At 39.6% G+C, this 21,133-nt stretch carries 22 protein-coding genes; 19 read left to right on the top strand and 3 right to left on the bottom strand.

The genetic code is table 11. The features are described from left to right. Positions 1-5 precede the first annotated feature (5 nt). The 6 genes from AB1498_10800 (at position 6) to AB1498_10775 (ending at position 5,785) form a co-directional block, all read left to right on the top strand. Positions 6-764: a UPF0280 family protein gene (locus AB1498_10800; protein MEW6088778.1), complete on the top strand. Its 759-nt coding sequence runs from the start codon at positions 6-8 to the stop codon at positions 762-764. A 64-nt stretch (positions 765-828) separates the two neighbouring features. Beyond that, complete coding sequence (locus AB1498_10795; GenBank protein MEW6088777.1) at positions 829-1,836, top strand: fibronectin type III domain-containing protein; 1,008 nt, start codon at positions 829-831, stop codon at positions 1,834-1,836. Between the two features lie 23 nt (positions 1,837-1,859). After that, a complete protein-coding gene (locus AB1498_10790; GenBank protein MEW6088776.1) occupies positions 1,860-2,639 on the top strand; it encodes a transporter in 780 nt (259 codons plus the stop codon). A 15-nt stretch (positions 2,640-2,654) separates the two neighbouring features. Further along, complete coding sequence (locus AB1498_10785) at positions 2,655-3,959, top strand: SLBB domain-containing protein (GenBank protein MEW6088775.1); 1,305 nt, start codon at positions 2,655-2,657, stop codon at positions 3,957-3,959. 21 nt (positions 3,960-3,980) lie between these two features. Then, positions 3,981-4,841: a branched-chain amino acid ABC transporter permease gene (locus AB1498_10780; GenBank protein ID MEW6088774.1), complete on the top strand. Its 861-nt coding sequence runs from the start codon at positions 3,981-3,983 to the stop codon at positions 4,839-4,841. Then, positions 4,838-5,785, top strand: a complete 948-nt coding sequence (locus AB1498_10775; GenBank protein ID MEW6088773.1) for a branched-chain amino acid ABC transporter permease — start codon at positions 4,838-4,840, stop codon at positions 5,783-5,785. The genes AB1498_10780 and AB1498_10775 overlap by 4 nt, the downstream gene beginning before the upstream one ends. 28 nt (positions 5,786-5,813) lie before the next feature. Here the strand turns inward: AB1498_10775 and AB1498_10770 are convergent, their stop codons facing one another. Together AB1498_10770 and AB1498_10765 are read right to left on the bottom strand one after the other, a co-directional pair. After that, a complete protein-coding gene (locus AB1498_10770) occupies positions 5,814-7,031 on the bottom strand; it encodes an ABC transporter substrate-binding protein (protein ID MEW6088772.1) in 1,218 nt (405 codons plus the stop codon). Between the two features lie 14 nt (positions 7,032-7,045). Continuing rightward, positions 7,046-7,522 carry a hypothetical protein gene (locus AB1498_10765; GenBank protein MEW6088771.1) on the bottom strand — a complete coding sequence of 159 codons (477 nt, stop codon included), beginning with the start codon at positions 7,520-7,522 and terminating at the stop codon, positions 7,046-7,048. A gap of 262 nt (positions 7,523-7,784) precedes the next feature. Between AB1498_10765 and AB1498_10760 the strand changes: the two genes are divergently transcribed. The 12 genes from AB1498_10760 to AB1498_10705 all read left to right on the top strand — a co-directional run bounded on the left by AB1498_10760 (position 7,785) and on the right by AB1498_10705 (position 18,567). After that, a complete protein-coding gene (locus tag AB1498_10760) occupies positions 7,785-8,432 on the top strand; it encodes a TrkA family potassium uptake protein (protein ID MEW6088770.1) in 648 nt (215 codons plus the stop codon). A gap of 105 nt (positions 8,433-8,537) precedes the next feature. Continuing rightward, entirely contained in the window at positions 8,538-9,203 is a 666-nt protein-coding gene (locus tag AB1498_10755) for a TrkA family potassium uptake protein (protein MEW6088769.1), read from the top strand. Positions 9,204-9,446: 243 nt separating this feature from the next. After that, on the top strand, positions 9,447-9,947 hold the full coding sequence (locus AB1498_10750; protein ID MEW6088768.1) for a DNA-binding protein: 501 nt from the start codon (positions 9,447-9,449) through the stop codon (positions 9,945-9,947). Continuing rightward, positions 9,931-11,448 (top strand): potassium transporter TrkG, encoded by a 1,518-nt coding sequence (locus AB1498_10745; protein ID MEW6088767.1) that lies wholly within the window; start codon positions 9,931-9,933, stop codon positions 11,446-11,448. The genes AB1498_10750 and AB1498_10745 overlap by 17 nt, the downstream gene beginning before the upstream one ends. Before the next feature lie 60 nt (positions 11,449-11,508). Continuing rightward, complete coding sequence (locus tag AB1498_10740) at positions 11,509-12,711, top strand: hypothetical protein (protein MEW6088766.1); 1,203 nt, start codon at positions 11,509-11,511, stop codon at positions 12,709-12,711. A gap of 157 nt (positions 12,712-12,868) precedes the next feature. Further along, on the top strand, positions 12,869-13,195 hold the full coding sequence (locus AB1498_10735) for a PqqD family peptide modification chaperone (protein ID MEW6088765.1): 327 nt from the start codon (positions 12,869-12,871) through the stop codon (positions 13,193-13,195). After that, entirely contained in the window at positions 13,173-14,201 is a 1,029-nt protein-coding gene (locus AB1498_10730; protein ID MEW6088764.1) for a GeoRSP system radical SAM/SPASM protein, read from the top strand. Before AB1498_10735 ends, AB1498_10730 begins: the two co-directional genes overlap by 23 nt. Then, complete coding sequence (locus tag AB1498_10725; protein MEW6088763.1) at positions 14,182-15,129, top strand: SPASM domain-containing protein; 948 nt, start codon at positions 14,182-14,184, stop codon at positions 15,127-15,129. The genes AB1498_10730 and AB1498_10725 overlap by 20 nt, the downstream gene beginning before the upstream one ends. A gap of 86 nt (positions 15,130-15,215) precedes the next feature. Continuing rightward, positions 15,216-15,836 (top strand): glycine betaine ABC transporter substrate-binding protein, encoded by a 621-nt coding sequence (locus AB1498_10720; GenBank protein ID MEW6088762.1) that lies wholly within the window; start codon positions 15,216-15,218, stop codon positions 15,834-15,836. A 7-nt stretch (positions 15,837-15,843) separates the two neighbouring features. Then, the gene (locus AB1498_10715; protein MEW6088761.1) at positions 15,844-16,572 is read left to right on the top strand and encodes a right-handed parallel beta-helix repeat-containing protein; all 729 of its coding nucleotides are present in this window, start codon (positions 15,844-15,846) and stop codon (positions 16,570-16,572) included. Beyond that, positions 16,553-17,683: a right-handed parallel beta-helix repeat-containing protein gene (locus AB1498_10710; protein MEW6088760.1), complete on the top strand. Its 1,131-nt coding sequence runs from the start codon at positions 16,553-16,555 to the stop codon at positions 17,681-17,683. Before AB1498_10715 ends, AB1498_10710 begins: the two co-directional genes overlap by 20 nt. Beyond that, the gene (locus AB1498_10705; protein MEW6088759.1) at positions 17,680-18,567 is read left to right on the top strand and encodes a phosphate/phosphite/phosphonate ABC transporter substrate-binding protein; all 888 of its coding nucleotides are present in this window, start codon (positions 17,680-17,682) and stop codon (positions 18,565-18,567) included. The genes AB1498_10710 and AB1498_10705 overlap by 4 nt, the downstream gene beginning before the upstream one ends. A gap of 3 nt (positions 18,568-18,570) precedes the next feature. Here the strand turns inward: AB1498_10705 and AB1498_10700 are convergent, their stop codons facing one another. Then, positions 18,571-20,022: a peptidylprolyl isomerase gene (locus AB1498_10700; protein MEW6088758.1), complete on the bottom strand. Its 1,452-nt coding sequence runs from the start codon at positions 20,020-20,022 to the stop codon at positions 18,571-18,573. Between the two features lie 116 nt (positions 20,023-20,138). Between AB1498_10700 and AB1498_10695 the strand changes: the two genes are divergently transcribed. Next, positions 20,139-20,747, top strand: a complete 609-nt coding sequence (locus tag AB1498_10695; protein ID MEW6088757.1) for a flavin prenyltransferase UbiX — start codon at positions 20,139-20,141, stop codon at positions 20,745-20,747. Positions 20,748-21,133 lie beyond the last annotated feature (386 nt).

Raw genomic sequence — 21,133 nt, 5'->3', positions numbered from 1 at the left:
TAAATATGAGCATAAAAAATTTTTATCCTGAAAATATAAAATATGAAAAACGCACATACCGTGAAACTGTTAGAACAAGCGGTTTAGTCCATTTTTCTGTTTCTGTCAAAGAGACGGACCTTTTGATAAGCGCGGAAAGGGATTTGTCTAAAGAAGCAATGGGCGCGGTATTGAAATATAGAAATCAAATCGAGAAATATATTGAAGAATTCCCTGTTTTCAAAACCACGCTTGAACCGTATACACCGGGTAAATTGGCCGCGAAGATAGTTCAGGATATGTCAAGATTCTGTTCAAAGGTTGGGGTAGGCCCTATGGCAAGCGTTGCCGGGGCCATTTCTGAATTTGTGGGATATGACCTTATGCCGTTGAGCGGGGAATTTATAATCGAAAACGGGGGAGACATTTTTATGAATTCAAAAAAAACCCGTAAAATAGGGATTTACGCCGGCAAATCGCCGTTAAGCAACAAGACCGCGATTGAAATCCAGCCCCACCCGTGTCCTTTGGGAATCTGCACATCCTCAGGTACCGTCGGCCATTCGTTTAGTTTTGGAAAGGCTGACGCGGTAGTTGTAATATCTCGATCCGCCATTTTGGCGGATGCCGCCGCCACTGCGATAGGGAATGTTATCCAGACAAAGGATGATATTTTAAACGGGATAGAACTGGCTGAAAAAATAGAGGGGTTATCAGGCGTGGTAATAGTTAAAGACGATAAAATGGGGTGTTTTGGAGAGATTAAACTTGTCCCGTGGATTTAGAAATTTTATTGATTTGAACTCAGTTTGATGATATAATGAACATTCTATGTTTAAAGGTTTACTAATGAAATTGATTAAATTGCTGTTTATTTTCATTTTTATGGTTGCTCTTGGCTGTGCCAAAAAAGATGAAAGTGAAAGTGTGGTCCAACCGGACATTGAACCGCCTTCCGCTCCTTCGGGCTTAGCCGCGCAGGAATCAAGCGGAATGATTTATTTATACTGGTCGAAAAGCCCGGAAAGCGATGTCGTAAAATACCGGTTATACAGGAATAACTCATCTATTTCTAATTTCCCGGGAAAGAATTTGTCCGGTCCCCAGAAAATAAGTTTTAAAGACCAGGGTTATATTGAAGAAACAGGTCTGTCTTTTGCCGACAGCGATGTTATCACGGGATCGACATATTATTACCGCGTCAGCGCTTTTGATAAAAATAATAATGAAAGCAACAAGTCCAACCAGGTGGTTGTGAATTATAAGGACCACGCTGCCCCCGCGAAACCCGTGGGGCTTACCGCGTTGACCGGGACCCGTAAAGGCGAGATTAATTTAAGCTGGACGGCAAATTCTGAAAGTGATTTTTTAGCGTATAACATTTACGGCGCAAACCAGGGCGGTGGGAATTTCAGTTTCATAGCAGGCCAGTCAGCAAATAATTATACAGTTACAGGGCTTATAGCAGGGAACAATTATTTCTTCAGGATTACGGCCCTGGATAACTCAAACAATGAAAGTGAATATAGCAGTGAAGTGTTTTGCAGGGCGAGGGGAGATAGTGTTAATCCGGCGGCACCTTCCGGGCTTACGGCGCTTGCGGGGGCGTCAAAGGGGCAGGTCAATTTAAGCTGGACGGCAAATACAGAAGCGGATTTGGCGAAATACAGGGTATATCAATCCGCCAGCGGGACAAATTACAGCGTAATAGAAGAGATAACCGGCCAGCCCCCTGATACTGCTTATATTGTTAACGGATTGACGTCAAGCACCTATTCTTATTTTAAAATATCCGCGGTGGATGACTCGGATAATGAAAGCGATTTGAGCCTGCGCGCTGGTGTTACCGTGCCGTAAAAGAGCTCTTGTATGGAGCCAATATGATAAAAAAGGTTTTTTTTTTAACAGGTTTAATAATATTATTTTTACCGGCAAAAAATATAATTTATGCCAGCCCGTTTTATACTCCGTCTTTTCGTTTTATCCCTGCCGGAAAAGGACAGCTTAATATAAAAGAAATTTACACCAGGGAAAACAATTTTGGTTTGGACAATGTCGTATGGCGTTCGGACATAGAGGCCAATTTGTATTACGGTATCAATAAAAATACGGAATTGGATTTGTCTCTCCCATATACTTCGGGAGGAACAAATAAACAAAGCGGGTTGAGGGACAGCCTGGTTTTTTTTAAATATCGGATTTTTTCGAGCCAGGGTTATTTGCTTGCCGATAAAGATTTAGATATAGCCCTGCAACTGGGAGGAAGAATAAGGACCGGGGAGATAAAAAAAGGGCTGGGAGGCAGGGAAACCGATGTCCTTTGTTCTCTCCTGGGACGATATGAAATAGGGAAATGGAAAAACGGCTATTTTTTTTATTTTCATCTTGGAGGATGGTTTCCAGCGGAAGGGGATTATAAATATAAAAATGTTTTCCAGTATGATTTTGCGGTTGAATGCCAGCAGAGCGAAAAAGTGTCTTTTTTCCTTGAGGGCAGCGGGGAGAGGACTACGGACTATAATTTAGTTTATATCGGCCCGGGGATCCAGTTTCGCCCCGTCAAAAACTGGGAAATGAATTTTTCATTCAGCGGGAGCGTTTCAGATACAGGCGGTTTTTTTAACAGCAAAAGTGGTATAGGCGTGACCTGTATTTTTTAGAAAATGGATTATACAATGTTTAAAAAGTATATTTGTTGTTTCTTAATAATCAGTATGGTTTTGCCGTTTCCATTATCGGGAGCGGAAGAAACACAGGTTTCTCCCGGGGACAAAGGGCCGGAAACTAATATTGCCCTTCAGGAATATGTTCTCCAGCCTGAAGACGTGATAAGAATTTCAGTCTGGGGGTATCCGGATTTGGAAAAAACAGTTTCTGTTTTGCCCGAGGGCAATATTATCTTCCCGCCGGTAATTGAGAAAATTGAGGTTGCCGGTCTGACCGTAAGCCAGCTTGAAAAGTCATTGGTTGAAAAACTTTCCAAATATTTAAAAGATATTATCAAGGTTGAAGTAAATATACAGGGTTACCGCGGGAACAGGGTTTTTGTTTTAGGGCAGGTATTCAAACCAGGCCAGTATTCCTTTGCGGTAATGCCCAATATTTTGGAAGTAATTACCCAGGCCGGGGGAGGTACGGATGCTGCCTCGTTGAGAGGTGTCAGGATTTTGCGGGGGGGGTTGGAAAAACCGGAGGTTATAATTGTGGATGTGGACAAATATTTGCGGACAGGAGATGCCGGTTTACTTACAAAGCTGAAAGCCGGGGACACTATCTATGTGCCGCGTTTGGGCGAAGAAGGAAAATTGATAGAAGAAAGGAAACGCGGGGAAAAGAGGCGGAATATTATAAACATTGTTGGTGAAGTAAGGGCCCCGGGTGTTTATCCTCTCGAAGATTCAATTGAATTAATGGAAGCTGTTTCGAGGGCCGGCGGTTTTACACCTTACGCTGAACTTAACAGAATAAAAATAATTTCATACCATGAGGACCTGCCTGTAGTCAAAACATTTTCCATCAATGACTATTTAAACCGCGGAGATCTTTCAGGAAACCCTATTGTCAAAGCGGGAGACACTATTGTGGTCCCGACATATATTTATGAAGGACTGCTCCGGCCTGAAATAGAGTCCAAGGCCAATGTTGTTTATGTACTCGGAGAGGTTTATCACCCGGGCGCATATCAGCTTGGAGGCGGAAAAAATATCTGGAATATTGTTCAATTGGCAGGCGGCGTGACCGATGAAGCATATATAAATAAAGTAAAAATAATAAAAGGTGAAGGCAATAAGGGTTACCCGGACACGGTAAAACTGGACCTGACGGAAAATTTAAAGAAAAGCGAATTTTCGGACCTCCCGGAATTAGAATCAGGGGATACAGTTATAATACCCAAAAAGACGCATTTCTGGAGAGAAACAGTTAAATTTTTCTCTGAGATTGCGATTATCGTGGGTGTAATAAATACGTTTAACAGATAAATAAAATCTCACCATTTACTCATGCTCCAACTAATCGTTAATGGAATTATCATGGGCAGTATAATTGTTCTTGGTTCCATAGGATTAACATTGACCTATGGAATCCTGAACTTTGCCAATTTTGCCCATGGTGATTTTATGGCCGCGGGGGCTTATTTATGCCTTTTCTTTCTCGGATTAAAACTCCCGTTTATTGTTTCAATAATTCTTTCCATACTTGTTGCCTCGGGACTGGGTATTTTACTGGATTGCTGTCTTTATAGAAAATTAAGAGAAAAAACCCCGGTTACACTTTTAATTGCTTCAATAGGGGTGGCGCTTTTTTTACGTAATCTCATCCAGATGATTTGGGGTCCCCAGATAAGCTATTATAGTTCAGAGTTACAAATGGCGAAAAAACTGCCTTTTGGTGTTAAAATAAAACCAGATGAAATTTTTATCATAATTACATCATTTTTATTAATAATTGCCGTCCATTTTTTCCTGAAAAAATCCAAAATCGGAAAAGCAATGCGCGCCTTGTCTGATAATATGCAACTGGCCGGCATTATTGGGATTGAGACAGAAAAAATTATTTTTTGGACATGGGGATTGGGATGCGCTTTAGCGGCGGTTGGCGGTATTTTCCTGGGATTAGAGGTCCAGTTAAGGCCGGTGATGGGATGGGATGTGCTTCTCCCGGTTTTTGCGGGTGTAATTCTTGGCGGAATCGGGAGTCCTTACGGCGCGATGGCGGGAGGGATGATTATCGGCATATCCCAGGAAGTTTCAACTGTTTTTATTAACCCGGCGTATAAGAGTGTGGTTTCTTTTATTATTTTAATTTTAGTGCTTTTGATAAGACCGGAAGGTTTATTTGGAAAAAAAGAAAGAAGGGCATGAGCGGGATTTTAAGTTATCTTATATCATTTAGCATCAAGGCCGGTATTTTTGCTATTTTAACCCTGGGTCTTAATCTTCAATGGGGATTTACAGGTTTATTTAACGTGGGGATTGCCGGTTTTTTTGCTGTTGGGGCGTATACTACGGCTTTTTTGACAAAAGGGCCGTCGCCGGAGCATTTAGGAGGTTTGGGACTGCCGGTAATCATTGGGCTCCTGGGTTCAGCGTTATTTTCCGGGATTATCGCGTTTTTGATTGGTTTGCCCGTGTTAAAATTGAGGGAAGATTATCTTGCAATGGCCACCCTTGGGATTGCGGAATCAATAAGATTAGTTTTTACAAATGAGTCATGGCTTAGCAATGGGAACAGGGGAATAAAAGATATTCCAAAGCCATGGACGGATTTATCCGCGAGTGAATATCATAATCTTCTGTTTTTACTGGTTATTTTGGTTATTATCATCTTAATTTATCTTTTTATTGAGAAAAATATTCATTCGCCGTGGGGCAGGGTAATCAAAGCAATCCGTGAAGATGAACTGGTAACCGCGTCAGCAGGGAAAAATGTTTTTCGTTATAAACTGGAGTCCCTGGTTATCGGATCAATGTTTATGGGGCTTGCCGGCGGATTATACAGCCATTATATTTCTTTTATCAGCCCTGATGTGTTTCAGCCGATGCAATGGACTTTTCTTGTATGGGTAATGCTTATTATTGGCGGAAGCGGGAACAACCGGGGTGCTTTACTTGGCGCGTTACTGGTATTGGCAGTCTGGTCGGGAACAGAGGATTTAATAATGTGGTTTTTTTCAAATCCAGAAACTGCTGAAAAAGTATCCAATATCCAGGGGCCCCTTCGTATAATCATTATCAGTATTGTTCTCGAATTGGTGCTTCTTTTCCGGCCTGAGGGGATTTTCGGAGAGAAGAAAAAAATATTTTAGGACGGGTTTAGAACCCGCCCCTACAAATTTATTCTACAATTTCGACACGGACATCCACGATTTTATCATTCTCAATTTTCCAGATTCCATAGCTCCCGCCTGTAATATCGCCGTTTTTATCAAAATTCAATGAACCGGAAACACCTTCATAATCGATTTTTTTGCCTTCTTCAATCAATTGAAGTGCCTTTTTTAAATCCAGAAAGTTTACTTTTTCTCCAGGGGGATTGGCAATCTTGCGCAAATTATCGCGGATGACCGCCCCGTCGGCGCTCCCGCCTTTTGCGATAGCCAGGGCGGTTACAATCACAGCATCAAAACTGGTGTCGATATAAGGTTTTGGGGGCATTTCTCCAAACCTCTTTTGATATGCTTCTTTGAATTTTTTGCTTAAATTGCTTTCCACCGGTGCGGGCGCCGTTCCGTATGTTCCGGCCAGATATTTTCCTCCCACGTTTTTAACAACTTCATCCGCCTTCATTCCGTCGGTAAGCAGGAATTTATTAATAAAGCCGAATTCAATAGCCTCCCGTAATACTTTTACGCCGTTTTCAGGATATGCAATAAGGAGTAAAGCATCAGGTTCATTTTTAACGGTTTTTTGTATTTCAGAACGGTAAGTCGGCTGGCTGGGATTAAACGCAACTGATTCTAAAACTTTCCCCCCCATGACTGAAAAAGCCTGCTTCATTGTTTCCGCTAACCCTTCGCCGTAAGAGTTATTTACATAAATAATTGATATTTTTTTAAACCCCTGTTCTTTTGCTGTTGACGCGAGGACTTCACATTGAAGCGCATCTGAAGGGACTGTTCTGAACAAAAAATCATTATCATTGAGATTTGTGATTTCAGGCGAAGTAGAAGACGGCGAGATTACTATTACTTTTTTATCAGCGGCGACTGATGTTGTGATAGGTATGGTTTCGCCGCTTGAAATTGCGCCGACAATTGCCGCGACTTTATCAATATCAATCAATTTCTGCGCCGCGTCTACAGCCATGGTTGGGTCTGTCTGGCTGTCCCTGTGAATCAGTTCAATCTTCTTTTTTAAAACACCGCCGCTTTCATTGATCATTTCAGAAGCGAGAATTGTGCCGTTTTTCATTACTTTTCCATAGGTGCCTAAATCCCCGGTGTGTGCCAGCAGGACGCCGATTTTTATCGATTTTTCTTCGGCAAAAGTATTATTTATTGAAAATATTGCTAAGAAACAAAAAGCAACAATAATTATTTTTTTATTTAACATATTAAATCCGGTCATTATTTTTTGATGAAGTCATTTAAACGGATACTTATCTCTTCACTTGGAAACTCATGAACATCCGGGTAATTGGCAAATAACCATCCCTGGTATGGAGGTTTTCCCTCTTGTTCTACAATTATGCGGGCAGCCGGATTGTTCAAAGTAGTGCTTTTTGACCCGGCTTTGCCCTGGCCGTCCATGCAAAAATCAGGATAGAATTCTTCAATTTTAATCTTGAGATTTGTATTTGGGATTGATACGGGATTTACCCCTATTTCCACATCGAAATCTTTGCCTTTATCTTTTGGATCTTTTTTGTTTTTTATTATCAGTCTTACTGACTTCCATGCGTTTCCCGCACCAGGGACCATCTGGACAATTTGCTGCGATTCCTGTTGTTTTTCGGTCAATTTTTCTTTGTTCTGGCATGAAATCAAAAAGCATAAGGATAATCCGATATATGCTATCTTTTTCACCTTGTTTTTATTAATCATTTTTAGCCCCTTTCACAAATAGTTATTTTGAAATATTTACATTGGAAAAAATCAAAAGTATTATAGTGAAAACAATTATATTTGTCAAGAGATTTTTCATTTTACCCTTGACAAACCGGTTATTAAGTATATAATCTTGGAGATTTATGCTCTGGCCTGTTTACTTTAAAATATGAGGGAGCACAGTTACCAGAGTGATTAATATTTTACTTGTAAATTCAAGTTTTGGCCTGTTTACTCTTTATAAATAAAAGGAAACACTATGTATGTGATTATTGTGGGATGCGGCCGTGTTGGTGCGCAGTTGGCAAATATTTTAAGCAATGACGGGCATAATGTCGTTGTTGTTGATAAAAACCCGGATTCGTTTACCCGCCTTGGTGTGGGGTTCAACGGCGCGACAGTAACCGGGAGCGGTTTTGACAAGAATGTTTTGTTAGAGGCCGGGATTGAAAAAGCGGATGCTTTCGCGGCAGTAACAAATCGTGACAATACAAATATTATGGCTGCCCAGGTCGCGAAGGGAATTTTCAAAGTGCCCAAGATTGTCGCAAGAATATATGACCCCGGCAGAGAAAAAACATACTTTAAACTGGGATTGGATGTAGTAGGCGGGACGACTTTAATCGCCAGGCTTATGAAAAACAAGATTATCCAGACTAATTATTCTAGCGATTCAAGTATTTTAGAAAACGGGGATGTCAGGTTAATAAATTTTGTTCCTAACCAGGATTTGATCGGGAAAACCGCGGGGGAGGTAGAAAAAAAGAATGAATTTAAGATTATCCTGGTGAAAAAGGATAAAAAATTGAATATGGCGGAGAAAGATTATGTTATTGAGAAAAATGTGATAATTTACGCAATGGTCAAGTCGGAAAAACTTGAAAAATATTCAGATTATTTTCAATAAGTACAGGCGGAGTAAAAGAAAATGAACCCCGCCCTTCCTAATAGTAACAAGGAAGAGTGAGGGTAAATGTGGCTGTGAACTTAAGAATTAGAAAGGAAGGGCGGGGTGAACATTGTAGTTGTCGGCGGCGGCAAGGTCGGATATTATTTGGTTAAAAAATTGGCCAGGGACGGGCATAATGTTGCTTTAATAGAGAAAGACAGGGCGCGCTGCGAACAAATTGCCCATGAAATTGATTCAATGGTCATTAACGGGGACGGCTGTGATATTAATATACTGGAACAGGCCGGGATTGCAAAAACGGACGTATTCGCGGCGGTTACAGGCAGCGATGAGGACAATTTTGTCGCCTGCCAGCTCGCAAAAACAGGGTATAATGTTTTGCGCACAGTTGCGCGTGTCAACAACCCGAACAATGAAGCGATTTTTTCCGAATTGGGTGTTGATGTCCCTGTAAACAGCACCACCATTATCGCGAAGATTGTCGAGGAAGAAGTTTCGCTGGATGATTTCATAAATTTGTTAAGTTTCAAAAAAGGAAATATTTCCCTGGTCCGGGTGGACCTTGGTGAAGGTTCACCTGTTATCAGCAAAATGATTAAAGATATTACACTTCCTCCAAATTCTGTTTTAGTCAGCATTGTGCGCGGGGGTGATATAATTATTCCAAAAGGTGAAACAGTCCTTACCCCGGGAGATGATGTTATCGCTATAACATCGGTTGAAAATGAACAGTCCCTTCTTACTTCTCTTATAGGAAAAATAAGTTAATATTAAAATGTTAAAAAATGGCAATAATTGGCTAAAAGATGTTTTTTTAGGGATTTTAACGGAAGTTGGTTTTTCTGTTGCCTTGTTTTTGCTTATGGCATTTATATTCATAATAGGAGAAATACTTTCCAGATGAACCTCGCCCTTCCTAAGTTTAAAAAAGAAGGATGAGGTTAAAAATACAGTAATAGTTACTGAAAATTGATTAGAAATATAAAATCATTAAAGAAAAGGAAGGGCTGGGTGAAAAAAGTATCTTTCTGGTTTTTTTTAATAATATTTTCTTATATATCCGGCGCTTACGCCTTTATTTCTGTAACTGAATTGATTGAAAACGCGAGGGAACATGATTTTAAAGAAGTCTGTGTTAAAGGTGAAACTATAGGGGATATTTTCTATAAAAAAGAATTCGCGTGGATCAATGTTTCTGATGGCAGCAATGCTATCGGCGTCTGGATGCCTGCGGAATTGGCAAAAAACATGTCTCACCCGGGCGATTATAACCACGCCGGTGATTTTATCCAGATAACTGGCAGATTCCATCGCGCCTGCCCCGAGCATATGGGCGAGGTGGATATCCATTTGGATGCCCTTAATGTTTTAAAAAAAGGCAGTAATATTTCACGTCCCGTTGACAAAAAAAGGTTAAAAATAACATCGGGGGTTTTTATTTTTGCAGTAATTCTTTTTGGAATTGAAATATTTTTAAGAAAAAAGGAAAAAGAAAATGAGCCCGAAGGTTAATGCGGATGATGCAAAGATTATAATATTCCTTAGTTCAAAAATTATCGCAGGGGTGGGTTTTCTCCTGTTTATTCCAGCCGTAATATCTTTTCTTTTAAAAGAATGGAACCCTGCCGTTGATTTGGTCCTCGGCGGTTCAATTTCCCTGGCTGCCGGTTTTTTGTTTATGATTTTATGCCGTACGGATAGGACACCGTCGTGGACGCAGGGGCTGTCCGCAGTAGGTTTCAGCTGGATAGTTGCCACGTGCCTGGCCGCCATTCCTTACTATCTTGGCGGGGTAATGGGTTCATATCTTGACGCTTGTTTCGATGTAATGAGCGGTTTTACCACTACAGGGCTTTTTTTAATGAAGGATTTGGACCATGTTTCATACGGGTTGAATCTTTACAGGCATATTTTAACTTATTGCGGCGGGCAGGGGATAGTGGTTATTGCGCTCAGTTTTATGGTAGGAGGCACATCGGGAATGTTTAAAATGTATGTCGGTGAAGGCAGGGAAGAAAAACTTTTGCCGAATGTCGCCCAGACATCCAGGGCAATCTGGATGATCAGCCTCTTGTACCTTGCGGTTGGGACCACAATTCTTACCATTATTGAATTGGCGGACGGGCTTCCTTTTTTCAAGGCTTTATACCACGGCATATGCTTATTTATGGGGGCGTGGAGCACAGGGGGGTTTGCCCCGCAGACCCAGAATATTGTTTATTACCATAATTACTGGATTGACGCTGTTGTGACGATTATTTGTATTCTTGGCTCATTTAATTTCGCGCTTCATTACGCAATCTGGTCCGGCCAGAGAAAAGAAATGCGGGAAAATATTGAAATAAGGTCTTTCATAGTTACTCTTTCAATTTCTTTTATAATTCTTATATGGGGATTATTTCAGGTAAGAACATACCCGGGTTTTTTGATTAATTTCCGGAAGGCGTTTTTCATAATTTTGTCCGGCCATACAACCACAGGCAACATGACGATTTACGCGATACAATTTGTTAAAGAATGGGGGGCATTGGCCATGATGGGGGTCTCTGTTGCAATGTCAATCGGCGCCTGCGCCTGTTCCACAGGCGGCGGTTTTAAAAGCTTGAGAGTCGGTATAGTTTTTAAAAGCTTAATCCAGGAAGTAAGAAGGCTTATTTCCCCGGAATCTTCCGTTGTTTCACAAAAATTTCATCATATACGTGACTATCTTCTGGATAACTCCCTTGTCAAAAACGCGATGATGATTATTCTGCTTTACATGATGACATATTTTACCGGTACGATATTCGGAATGTATTACGGCTATTCGGCGATTGAGGCATTTTTTGAAGCTGTTTCCGCGGGAAGCAACTCCGGCCTTTCATGCGGTATAACCAATCCGGATATGCCGGCGCTTTTAAAAATTATTTACATTATTGAAATGTGGATTGGACGTCTGGAATTTGTTTCTGTTCTTACCCTGTTTGGTGTTTTAATTAATTTTTTCACGCCCAAAAAACGAGTAATAAATTAAATTTTGATAGTAAATTAAAAGAAAAAATGATATAATTTATAAAATAAATCAAGGATATTAATGAAGAAGTTATTTATATTCGGCATAATTTTTATTTTCGTGCTGCACCCTGTTTTTATTGCATATTCAGAGGAGCGACACAGCGATAAAGAGCTTGACACCTCTGATATAAAAGAAATGGTAAAAGAAAAGATGTTTAAACTTCAGGAATTAATTGAATATGAAATTTTAATTTCTGAATTTTATAACGGGGATTATCATTTAACCTTGAAAAAAGCAATCGAGTTTGCCTCCCAGGCCAAAGAATTTATTGAAAAAGGAGAATTTAATGCGGCCATAAAAAAGATAGAGTTGGCGGAAGACCTTTCAAATAAAATTTTGAATTTATCAAATGCAGAATCAAATGAATTAAAAAACAGGGTGGAAAATAAGATGCAGCAGCTTGAAACATTATTTGAATACAGCAATAAACTTTATTTTAACAATAATTTCAATGATATAAGCGCGAAATTAAAGGATTTGTTCCAGCAGGCAAAACTATCTTATGAAAAAGCCCGCGCTGAGACCAAACGCAGGGAATATATTTCTGCGCAGGATTCCATCAATTTCGCCATGGATTGTTTGCTGAGCGCCATGAAACTCAGTGTGGATGAATTGTTACGCGGGATAGAAAATATAATGAAAGAAAAAATCGCCGATTTGGATGATCTTGTGAAAGATGATGTGGATAATGTGCTTCAAAGCGGAAACGAGGAAGTAGAATGGTATTTTAATCAGGGTCTGAAATACAGGGATATGGCCGAAAAAGATATGAGAAAAAATTTTGTCCGGTCTTATGAGATGATACAATTAAGCAGGGGATATTGTAATATGGCTTTAAAAATGACAAGGGACAAAAAAGATGATACGGCCTTTATTCCCATCAGCAGGTTCGAACAAAATAAAATTGAAGAAATGGAATCCAAAAATAAAAAGGAATACGAATTTTTTAAAGCTTATGAAAAATTGTGGGATGTCAGGAACAGTCTTGCATACCAGGATGCTTTAATAGAACGGGTTATAAGCGCGGTCAACAGGAATAATGATTATGTTTTAAAGACCAGGTTAAACCGTTTGCTGGATTTCAGGAAATCCGCTGAGGTAAATTTATTTCTGGATAATAATAATTTAGCGTCTACATTCCAGTTTTCAATCGCAAAGCTTTCATACAAGTTATTGGAATTATCAAAGTTTAAAACAGCCAAGTCCAATAAAAAACCCTGACAAGAAACTTCTCATATACCAGGAGGTATATTCCATATGGAGAGACCGTGAACCCAGCCCTTCCTGAGATATAAGGTATGCAAGGGAATGGCAAAAAGGGTTGTGGCAACATTGGGGAAGTGAATATAAACAAGATAACTTAAAAAGGAAGGGCTGGGTGAAGAAAATAAAACGTAATCCTGAAATTGTCTGGAGAGTTGAGATTGAAGAAGAAGAATTACTGGCAAGGGCGAGAAACGGCGAGGATATTTCAGAAGAATCTGTGGTAACATTGGTTATTGCCGATGTGGTCCACCAGCTGAACTATGTTGCAGGCAAGATTTGGATGCTGGCCGATGGAACTTTAGGAGAGGACGGGATAGTGTCAGAAATATTGAAGAGTTTTGAAACAGATGAGAAAACATTAAAGGACGATGTTAATTATTTTCTCAGCCGACTTTTAAAAGAAGGCTGGTTGATTTATGATGAAAACAAAAATACCTGACGCGCCGCTGTTGGTTAATTGGAGTTTATCCAATAATTGTAATTTTAACTGCAAGCACTGTTATTCCAGGCTGGAGAAATATGAAGAATTACCGGCCGGGCAGAACAAGGAAATTGTTAAAAAGCTTGTTGCCGCAAAAGTTTATTTTGCGAATTTCGGCGGGGGAGAGCCTTTTCTGAAAAAAGACATATTTGATATCGCGTTATTTGCCCGTGAGAACGGGCTTCATATAAGTGTTTCGACAAACGGTTTTTTAGTTGACGGAGAGATTGTTGATAAAATTAAAAACAGCAGGATTTCAAAAGTTGAAGTAAGTTTAGACAGCGCGCGGGAAAGGGATCATGATAATTTTCGCAATAAAAAGGGAAGCTTTAAAAAGGCGGTTTTTGCGATTGAATTATTGCGCAAAAATAATATCGAGACCGCTGTATCATCCGTTATCAGCAGAATGAATTACAGGGAATTTGGGGAGCTTATTGACCTGGCCAGGAAATTGGGTATTAAAAAAATTACTTTTCACAATTATAAATGCAGCGGACAAGGATTGAAAAACCGCGGCGAGCTGGATTTGACCCCGCGGGAATGGATGGGATTTTACCGGGACGTTTTGATTAAGAAAAAAGAAATTTCTGATATTACTATATCGTTGGACGACCCTGTTATCTGCCTTTTAAAGGAATTTGGCGGCAGGGACAAAACAATTGTTCCCGGGAGCAGCTGCGGTAAACTTTCACTTGCCATTAAGCCTAACGGGGACATAACACCCTGTGGTTTTATGCCGGTTTCTATCGGGAATATTTTAAAAGATGATTTTAAGGATATCTGGAAAAATTCGCCTGTTTTGCTGAAACTCCGTAATAAGGAAGCAAAAGGCAAATGTGTTTCATGCGAAAATTATGAAGAATGTTTAGGCGGGTGCAGTGCGAGGGCCTATGCTGTGTCCGGCGATTTTAACCAGCCGGATCCGCATTGCTGGAAGGAAGACAATGCTTCAGGTTCCACTTAGATTAGAATGGGATTTGCCGGAACGGGAAGAAGATATTATATTTTCAGGAAAAAAAATAATTTCGAGCGGAATATTCCAACTGGCCGTCAGGGGAGAGTTTGAGGGTAAAGAAAAAAGTACCGGCTTTATTTTATCCGAAGCAAAATCCAGGGGCGTAAAGGTTTTTTTATTTCTGGAGGGCGAATGCCCCGCCTTTTTATTGGAGCCCGGGACCCAGGCCCTTGTTGAATGTTTTGTTTTCGGGCCGGAAATACTTACAGGCGGTTTTAACGGGCAAAAGCCGCCGGCCGTTTCAAAGGAGAAAAAAGCGGCCAGTGTTTTCGTAACTAAAAGCAATTTTGAAGATATAATTTATATGATAGACAATGCGGTTGATATGTCATTTGGCAGGTTTATCATCAACAACTTTAACAGCTGGAAATGCGAAAAGGACAACATAGTTTTTAAGGTAGAAAAAGAAAGGCTCGAAAATTTTAGAAATATAACCGCCATAAAGATTAAATACTGGGAAAAAAACATTGAACTTGTGATAAGAGATTTTTTTATAAGCTCGATATTTTATCCTGAAAGAGACACCTCCGCGCCGGCCAAAGGGGTGTATAACGGCTGTCAGGCGGGTTCAGCAGTGGCATATGTCAGGCGGGACGGGAGGGTCTACGGCTGTTCTTCAATAGATGTGGAATTAGGCGATTTAAATAAGGAGTCATTTAGGGAAATCTGGAAAAATAAAGCGGAGAATTTACGAAACCAGGTTTCCATGCTGCCTGAGGAATGTATTCCCTGCCGGCTTGTAAACTGGTGCCAGGGCGGGTGCCGGGGACGCAGTTATTTTTATGAAGGGAATTTTAAAAGTCCGGATCCGATGTGTTTGAAACGTGTAACGAAAAATTCAAAAATTGAAAGTCAAAATTGTTGTGTCATTTCATGACAAAATAAACAATATTATGAAGTGTGAAGTGATTCCACATTTTAAACTTTGCATTTTGCAATTTGAATTTTCACGGGGAGAATACCATGAAGAAACATAAGTTTTTATTGTCGGCGTTATTTATTGTAAGTTTTATCTCCATTCAGGCACTTTCCTATGCCTGTGTCGGCAAAACTATTTACATCGGCCAGGAAAAAAATCCCGAGTCCATGATTTTAGCTGAAATGCTTGCGATACTTATCCGGGAAAGGACAGGGACGACTGCTGTAGTTAAAATGCTGGAACCGGGTGAAAACGGCCATGCTGTTTTGGAAAAAGGCGATATCGATATTTTTGTCGAATATACCGGCATAAGTTTGACCGAGGTCCTGAAAAGAAAAGATGTTTCTGAAAAGGATAAAATATTTGAAGTTGTGCGGCGGGAATACCAGGAAAAGCTGAATCTTGTCTGGCTGAAACCGTTTGGATTTGAAAGTAAATTTTACAAAAACGAACGTGACGGAAAGCAGGGTTTACCCTGTATAGCCGCCCCTGTTGTCCGGAAAGACACCCTCAAAAAGTTCCCTGCGCTTACAAGATTGCTGGATAAGTTAGGCGGTACCATTGATGATAAAACATATGAAGAACTCCTTAAAAAAATAAATAATGAAACGGAATCAGCAGGGGACATTGCGAGATGGTTTTTGAAAGAGAAAAAATTGATTTAAGTTTGTCATGGGAAAGAAAAAAAGTTTTTTTATTGTAATTTTTTTATTAACATCGGGATGCTTAAAAAATCCGCAGGCAGGAAAAATAAATCCTGGGCAGAGGGAAAAAATTTATTTGTTTAGCGGGATAATAACCAAAAATACGGTTTGGGACGGAATTATCCAGATTGACGATGACCTTTTGATTCCGAAAGGCGTAAAACTTATAATCCAGCCGGGCACTAAAATCAAAATCAAGGAAAAAGATTCTTCTAAAAATGAACCGCTATTTTTGTCGCCTTATAATGAAATTTTGATACGCGGTAAGATTATTGCAAGGGGTGAAGTAAATAATCCTATAATATTTTACGGCGAAGGGAAATCCATGGACGGGATTTTCTGGGCCGGGATTATTCTTGACCAGGCGGAAGACGGGATTTTTAATTTTTGCAAAATTCAAAATGCCTTTACGGGGATTGATTCCTTAAAATCTTCTCCCGTTATCGAAGAAAATATTTTTGAGAAAAATAAATACGCCTTTGTTTCTTCAGGTGAAATTTCATATCCCAAAATAGCTAAAAATGTCATAAGGGAAAATTACGCGGGTTTTTACGGGATTTTTTCTTCCAGGGGTGAGCTTACGGGGAATTGGATTGAAAATAACGAGGAGGAGGGAATTTTCATCGGCATAAAATCAAATTTGATTTTAAAAGGCAACAATTTCAGCGGGAATAAATATGATGTCAGGCAGGAATAGATATATTGCCCTCGTTATAACACTTATAATTTTGTCCGGGTGTATCAAGAGAATAAAAGAAGGACCTGTTGTTTATAATAAGACGCATATTACAAATAATACAGTTTGGGAAGGTAAAATTTTTATTAAAGGCATATGCACGGTGGAAGCGGGATCGGTTTTGACTATTAAACCCGGGGCCGAAATTGAATTTCTCTGGCAGGACGAAAATATGGATGGGATCGGTGAAAGCGGCCTCTATATTTTTGGAACACTTTTAGCGGGGGGTGAGAAAGACCTCCCCATAATTTTCTCATCCGGCCCGGAAAACAATAAAACGCGTTGGGAGGGATTATATTTTATGGCAAGCGAGGGTGACCCGAATATTTTATCTTATTGCAAATTTAAAAACGCGTACAGGGCCCTTCACAGCCATTTTTCCAAAATAATAATGGAAAATACGATAGTTTTCAATAACAGCCGCGGTTTTCAATTCCAGGAGTCTGATATTAAAATAAACGACAGTATTTTCAGCGATAATTACAGCGCACTGCGTTTTCGCGATTCCAGGGCGGAAATCGTAAACACGGTATTTTCCAATAACTATTCGGCTATGCATAGTTTCCGCTCAGAAGTTATTTTTGAAAAGAACGCGGTAAAAGATAATTATCTTGAGGGATTAAGGATGAAAGAGTCCGTGGGTAAAATTTCCAATTCTTTTATGATTAATAACCGTTATGGCGCTCTTTTCCAGGGCGGGGAAATTTCAATTAATGACAATTTTATCGGCAAAAATGAATTGGACGGCATATCAGGCAATAATTCAAAATTAAATATTCATCGTAATTTTATTCTTGAAAACGGGTCAGACGGGGTTTCTTTGAACAACTCGGACGCTGTTTTGGGTTACAATAACATAGCGGAAAACAAAAAATTTAACCTGGACAATAAAGGCGCTCTGGAAATTGAAGCCGCGAATAATTATTGGGGAAATTTAAATGAAGATGAAATCGGGAAAACCATTGAAGACGGCAAAGATGACGCTGTTTCAGGTATTGTGATGTTTAGGCCTTTTCTGGATGCACCTGGTGTTGATATTAAATTATTCAGATATGAAAGGGGTATTAAATGAATAGAAAAATGATAATAATGCTTATGATTTTAATTAATTTTTATGGATATTGTTACGCTGAAGATTCAATAAAGATTGGTTACATGGTCTGTAACAGCCTTAAAGAAACAGAGGAGAGGTTCCAGCCGCTGACGAATTATCTGAACAAGAAACTCGGTAAAAAGTTTGAGGCGGTTTATTTGAACACTTATGATATTGAAGACGCGTTCAGGGAGAAAAAAATCGATTTTGTCCATGCCAATTCCGTCATGTATATTATTTTAAAGAAAAATTACCAGGCGAAACTTGTCGTGGGTGAAAAAAGAGGTCCCGAGGGGAAAAATACTATCGGGACGATCATTGTCCGGAATGAAAGCGGTATTAAAAATATTTCGGATTTAAAAGACAAAAAATTTATTTTCGGTCCGGAATTCGCGCCCGCGGGATACCTCGCGGTTTACGATTTGTTAAAACGGAATGGCGTTGACCCTGAAAAAGATTTGGCTTATTATGCTATACCCTCCGGGTCTTTTAAACATGAAAAAGTGCTTTATGCCGTTTATTACCAGGCCTTTGACGCGGGAGCCGCTCCGCTGGAGGACCTCAGGGAGGCAATAGCGGATAAAAAGTTTGGCCCGAATGATTTCAGGATTATAGCCAGGTCGGAAATGATAAGTTACTGCACGTTAGCCGCGAGGAAAGAGATTGAAGACGCGTTGATTAAACAGGTAAAGGATGTAATGATTGGCATCAAAAAAGAAGATACCGTAGAGGTGGAAAATGAACACCTGTCGGTATTAAAACGTGCATGGCTTGACGGTTTTATAGAGGTCAATGATAAAGATTACGATTTATTGCGCGAAATGGCCAAACGTGTTAATCTGACGCCTTACGAAGGAAACTGAGGGTCAAACCTGTTCATTTGGATTTATATATATTGCAATTTTCGAATTTTTTATCAAATCTTTATACCAATTGTCAAGATAGCTGGATTTTTTTTCCTGTAACAACCGGGTTTTCAGCTCATCCCTGGCCTGCGCGAATTTTTCCACGTTCACTTGTTTTCTTTCAAGAAGTTTTATAAAATAGAAGCCGTTTTCCGCCTCAATTAAACGGCTTGTGGCTCCTTTTGATAATTTGAAGGCATTTTCTTTAAATATTTTGTTGTCGGCAATTCCGGAAACAAATTTTGAACGGTTGAAATAATCCAGGCTTTTTACCGGGATTTTGGATTCGGCGGCCGCTTTAATTAAATCATTTTTTTCAATCAGGTTTTTTGATATCTCTTCCGCCTGTTTTTTTGCCTGGTTTCTTTCCTCATCAGTTACAGCCATGTATTTGATGTTCTCTTTTACTTCTTCAAACGGCTTGATATACGGGTCTTTTCTGTCGGTCAATTTGATAATATGAAAACCGTAAGCTGAGCGGATAATCGGGCTTGTTTCCCCGGTTTTTAAAGCAAAAGCCGCCCTTTCAAAATTCGCGTCCATCATGCCCCGTGAAAAATAACCCAAATCCCCGCCTTTTTCCTTTGATGAATCTTCAGAATATTTTTTTGCCAGTTCCGCAAAATTTTTTCCTGTTTTTAATTCAGCCAGGACTTTTTCCGCTTTATTCCTGGCTTCTCTTTCTTCATTAAAATTATCGCTGTCTTTTACCAGAAAAAGGATATGGCTTGCCTTTACCTTTTCCGGTTCTTCAAATTGTTTTTCATTTTTCTGGTAATATTCTTTAATCTTTTTTTCAGAAAGAAAATTTTTAGGGTCTATGAAGATATAAGACACTTTAATTTCCTCGTTTTCGAACAGGTAGCGGAATTCGACTTCTTTATCTGAGACCGTTATGCCGTCTTTAATGATTTCTTCCATTTTCATGCGGATTATGTCTTTCCGTACCAGTTTTTCCTGCTCGTTCCAATTGACTTTTCTTCCGCTGGCGTCCACAAATTGGTCCGCCTGGCTGAATTTCCTCGGGTCAAATTTCCCGTTTGTCTGAAAAATATCGTAGCTTTTGAAATAATCTATTACTTCATCATCTGAAACGGTAACACCGATTTCTTCCGCCTTTTTTTCAATTAATGTGTCTTTAATAATCTGGTCTATTGCCATTTTTTCCACATTCATCTTTTTAAGAATATCGGGATTTAAATTCTTTCCATAAATTTTCTGGTAGAAATTATAATAACGGTTTAAAATTTCATAATACTCAGTCAAAGGCACTTTTTTCCCGTTGATTTTCGCGGCTATATTTTTTTGCTGTTGAATCCCGCCCATTCCCCATGAAACAAAAATAGTCCCGATAAATGTCCCAATGATTATCCACATGATTATTTTCAGGTTATTTCGCATATATTTAAGCATAAATGTCCTCCAAAAAAAGTCACCAGCGCACCAGTCACCGGTATTTGAAATATAATTTAAAAAAAGATTATAACACAAAAAAATAATTTGTCAAATTATGAAGGCTGGAATATAATATGATTATTATGGGTATCGGTAAAAAATATATTGTTGCCGTAACAGGAGCCAGTGGTTCAATTTACGCGAAAAGATTGGTCGAAAGCCTTAATATTACCGGTGTTAAAATATTTCTGCTTTGTTCTGCCACCGGTTTAGCTATTTTTGAGCATGAGCTATCGGTTAAACTGCCTGAAAAAGAGAAATTGACAATATTTTTTAAGGATTATTTCAATAATAAAAATATTGAATATCTTGAAAATACCGATTTCCACGCGTCTATCTCCAGCGGTTCATTCAAAACAGACGGAATGGTTGTAATTCCCGCGAGCATGGGGTGTATTGGAAGGATAGCGGCGGGTGTATCCTCAAGTTTAATCGAAAGGGCCGCGGATGTCGTTTTGAAAGAGAGAAGGAAATTGATTCTGGTCCCCCGAGAAACCCCTTTAAGTTCAATCCACCTTGAAAACATGCTTAAAATTTCAAACGCCGGGGGTATTATACTTCCCGCGATGCCCGCCTTTTACAACAAACCCGGATCCATGGATGACCTCGCGAATTTTATCGCGGGCAGGGTTTTAGACGCGCTGGATATTGAACATAACCTATATAAAAGATGGGCGGATTAAAAGTTTCTGGATGAACTGGCAGTGCGCACAAATCCCTTCGACCCGTCGGCTTCGGTTGAGGTGAAATGAATATAGCAATGCTTTAATCAGCAGAACATTTGTTGTGCCGATTTCCATTCTGTCAGTTGATTTAAACAGTTCAAACCGTTTAAGCTGTTCAAACAGATTTTAAAAGGGGATTTCAGAGGGGATTTCAGAGGGGATTTCAGAGGGGATTTCAGGGGGATTTCAGGGGGGATTTCAGGGACGTTCATTAAAGTATGATTCCTGAGAAGTAAGTACATATTTTCAATCGGTCGAATTATTAAAACTGTAAAGCAACTGTTGTTTGTAGAAAAAATGACATCTTACTCAAACCGATTCGGAATATTTTTAGACGACCAAAA

It is taken from the genome of bacterium (genome assembly GCA_040754625.1).
Classification (GTDB): domain Bacteria; phylum JACRDZ01; class JAQUKH01; order JAQUKH01; family JAQUKH01; genus JAQUKH01.
This window is presented reverse-complemented; position numbering and strand designations above follow the sequence as displayed.

What these genes read in the sequence shown, in the direction of transcription:
- AB1498_10740 (MEW6088766.1), top strand. Translation starts at nt 11,509, where the DNA reads ATGAAGAAGTTATTTATATTCGGCATAATTTTTATTTTCGTGCTGCAC.
- AB1498_10800 (MEW6088778.1), top strand. Translation starts at nt 6, where the DNA reads ATGAGCATAAAAAATTTTTATCCTGAAAATATAAAATATGAAAAACGC.
- AB1498_10695 (MEW6088757.1), top strand. Translation starts at nt 20,139, where the DNA reads ATGATTATTATGGGTATCGGTAAAAAATATATTGTTGCCGTAACAGGA.
- AB1498_10730 (MEW6088764.1), top strand. Translation starts at nt 13,173, where the DNA reads ATGATGAAAACAAAAATACCTGACGCGCCGCTGTTGGTTAATTGGAGT.
- AB1498_10700 (MEW6088758.1), bottom strand. Translation starts at nt 20,022, where the DNA reads ATGCTTAAATATATGCGAAATAACCTGAAAATAATCATGTGGATAATC.
- AB1498_10775 (MEW6088773.1), top strand. Translation starts at nt 4,838, where the DNA reads ATGAGCGGGATTTTAAGTTATCTTATATCATTTAGCATCAAGGCCGGT.
- AB1498_10770 (MEW6088772.1), bottom strand. Translation starts at nt 7,031, where the DNA reads ATGTTAAATAAAAAAATAATTATTGTTGCTTTTTGTTTCTTAGCAATA.
- AB1498_10780 (MEW6088774.1), top strand. Translation starts at nt 3,981, where the DNA reads ATGCTCCAACTAATCGTTAATGGAATTATCATGGGCAGTATAATTGTT.
- AB1498_10720 (MEW6088762.1), top strand. Translation starts at nt 15,216, where the DNA reads ATGAAGAAACATAAGTTTTTATTGTCGGCGTTATTTATTGTAAGTTTT.
- AB1498_10785 (MEW6088775.1), top strand. Translation starts at nt 2,655, where the DNA reads ATGTTTAAAAAGTATATTTGTTGTTTCTTAATAATCAGTATGGTTTTG.
- AB1498_10710 (MEW6088760.1), top strand. Translation starts at nt 16,553, where the DNA reads ATGATGTCAGGCAGGAATAGATATATTGCCCTCGTTATAACACTTATA.
- AB1498_10725 (MEW6088763.1), top strand. Translation starts at nt 14,182, where the DNA reads ATGCTTCAGGTTCCACTTAGATTAGAATGGGATTTGCCGGAACGGGAA.
- AB1498_10760 (MEW6088770.1), top strand. Translation starts at nt 7,785, where the DNA reads ATGTATGTGATTATTGTGGGATGCGGCCGTGTTGGTGCGCAGTTGGCA.
- AB1498_10705 (MEW6088759.1), top strand. Translation starts at nt 17,680, where the DNA reads ATGAATAGAAAAATGATAATAATGCTTATGATTTTAATTAATTTTTAT.
- AB1498_10745 (MEW6088767.1), top strand. Translation starts at nt 9,931, where the DNA reads ATGAGCCCGAAGGTTAATGCGGATGATGCAAAGATTATAATATTCCTT.
- AB1498_10790 (MEW6088776.1), top strand. Translation starts at nt 1,860, where the DNA reads ATGATAAAAAAGGTTTTTTTTTTAACAGGTTTAATAATATTATTTTTA.
- AB1498_10715 (MEW6088761.1), top strand. Translation starts at nt 15,844, where the DNA reads ATGGGAAAGAAAAAAAGTTTTTTTATTGTAATTTTTTTATTAACATCG.
- AB1498_10765 (MEW6088771.1), bottom strand. Translation starts at nt 7,522, where the DNA reads ATGATTAATAAAAACAAGGTGAAAAAGATAGCATATATCGGATTATCC.
- AB1498_10795 (MEW6088777.1), top strand. Translation starts at nt 829, where the DNA reads ATGAAATTGATTAAATTGCTGTTTATTTTCATTTTTATGGTTGCTCTT.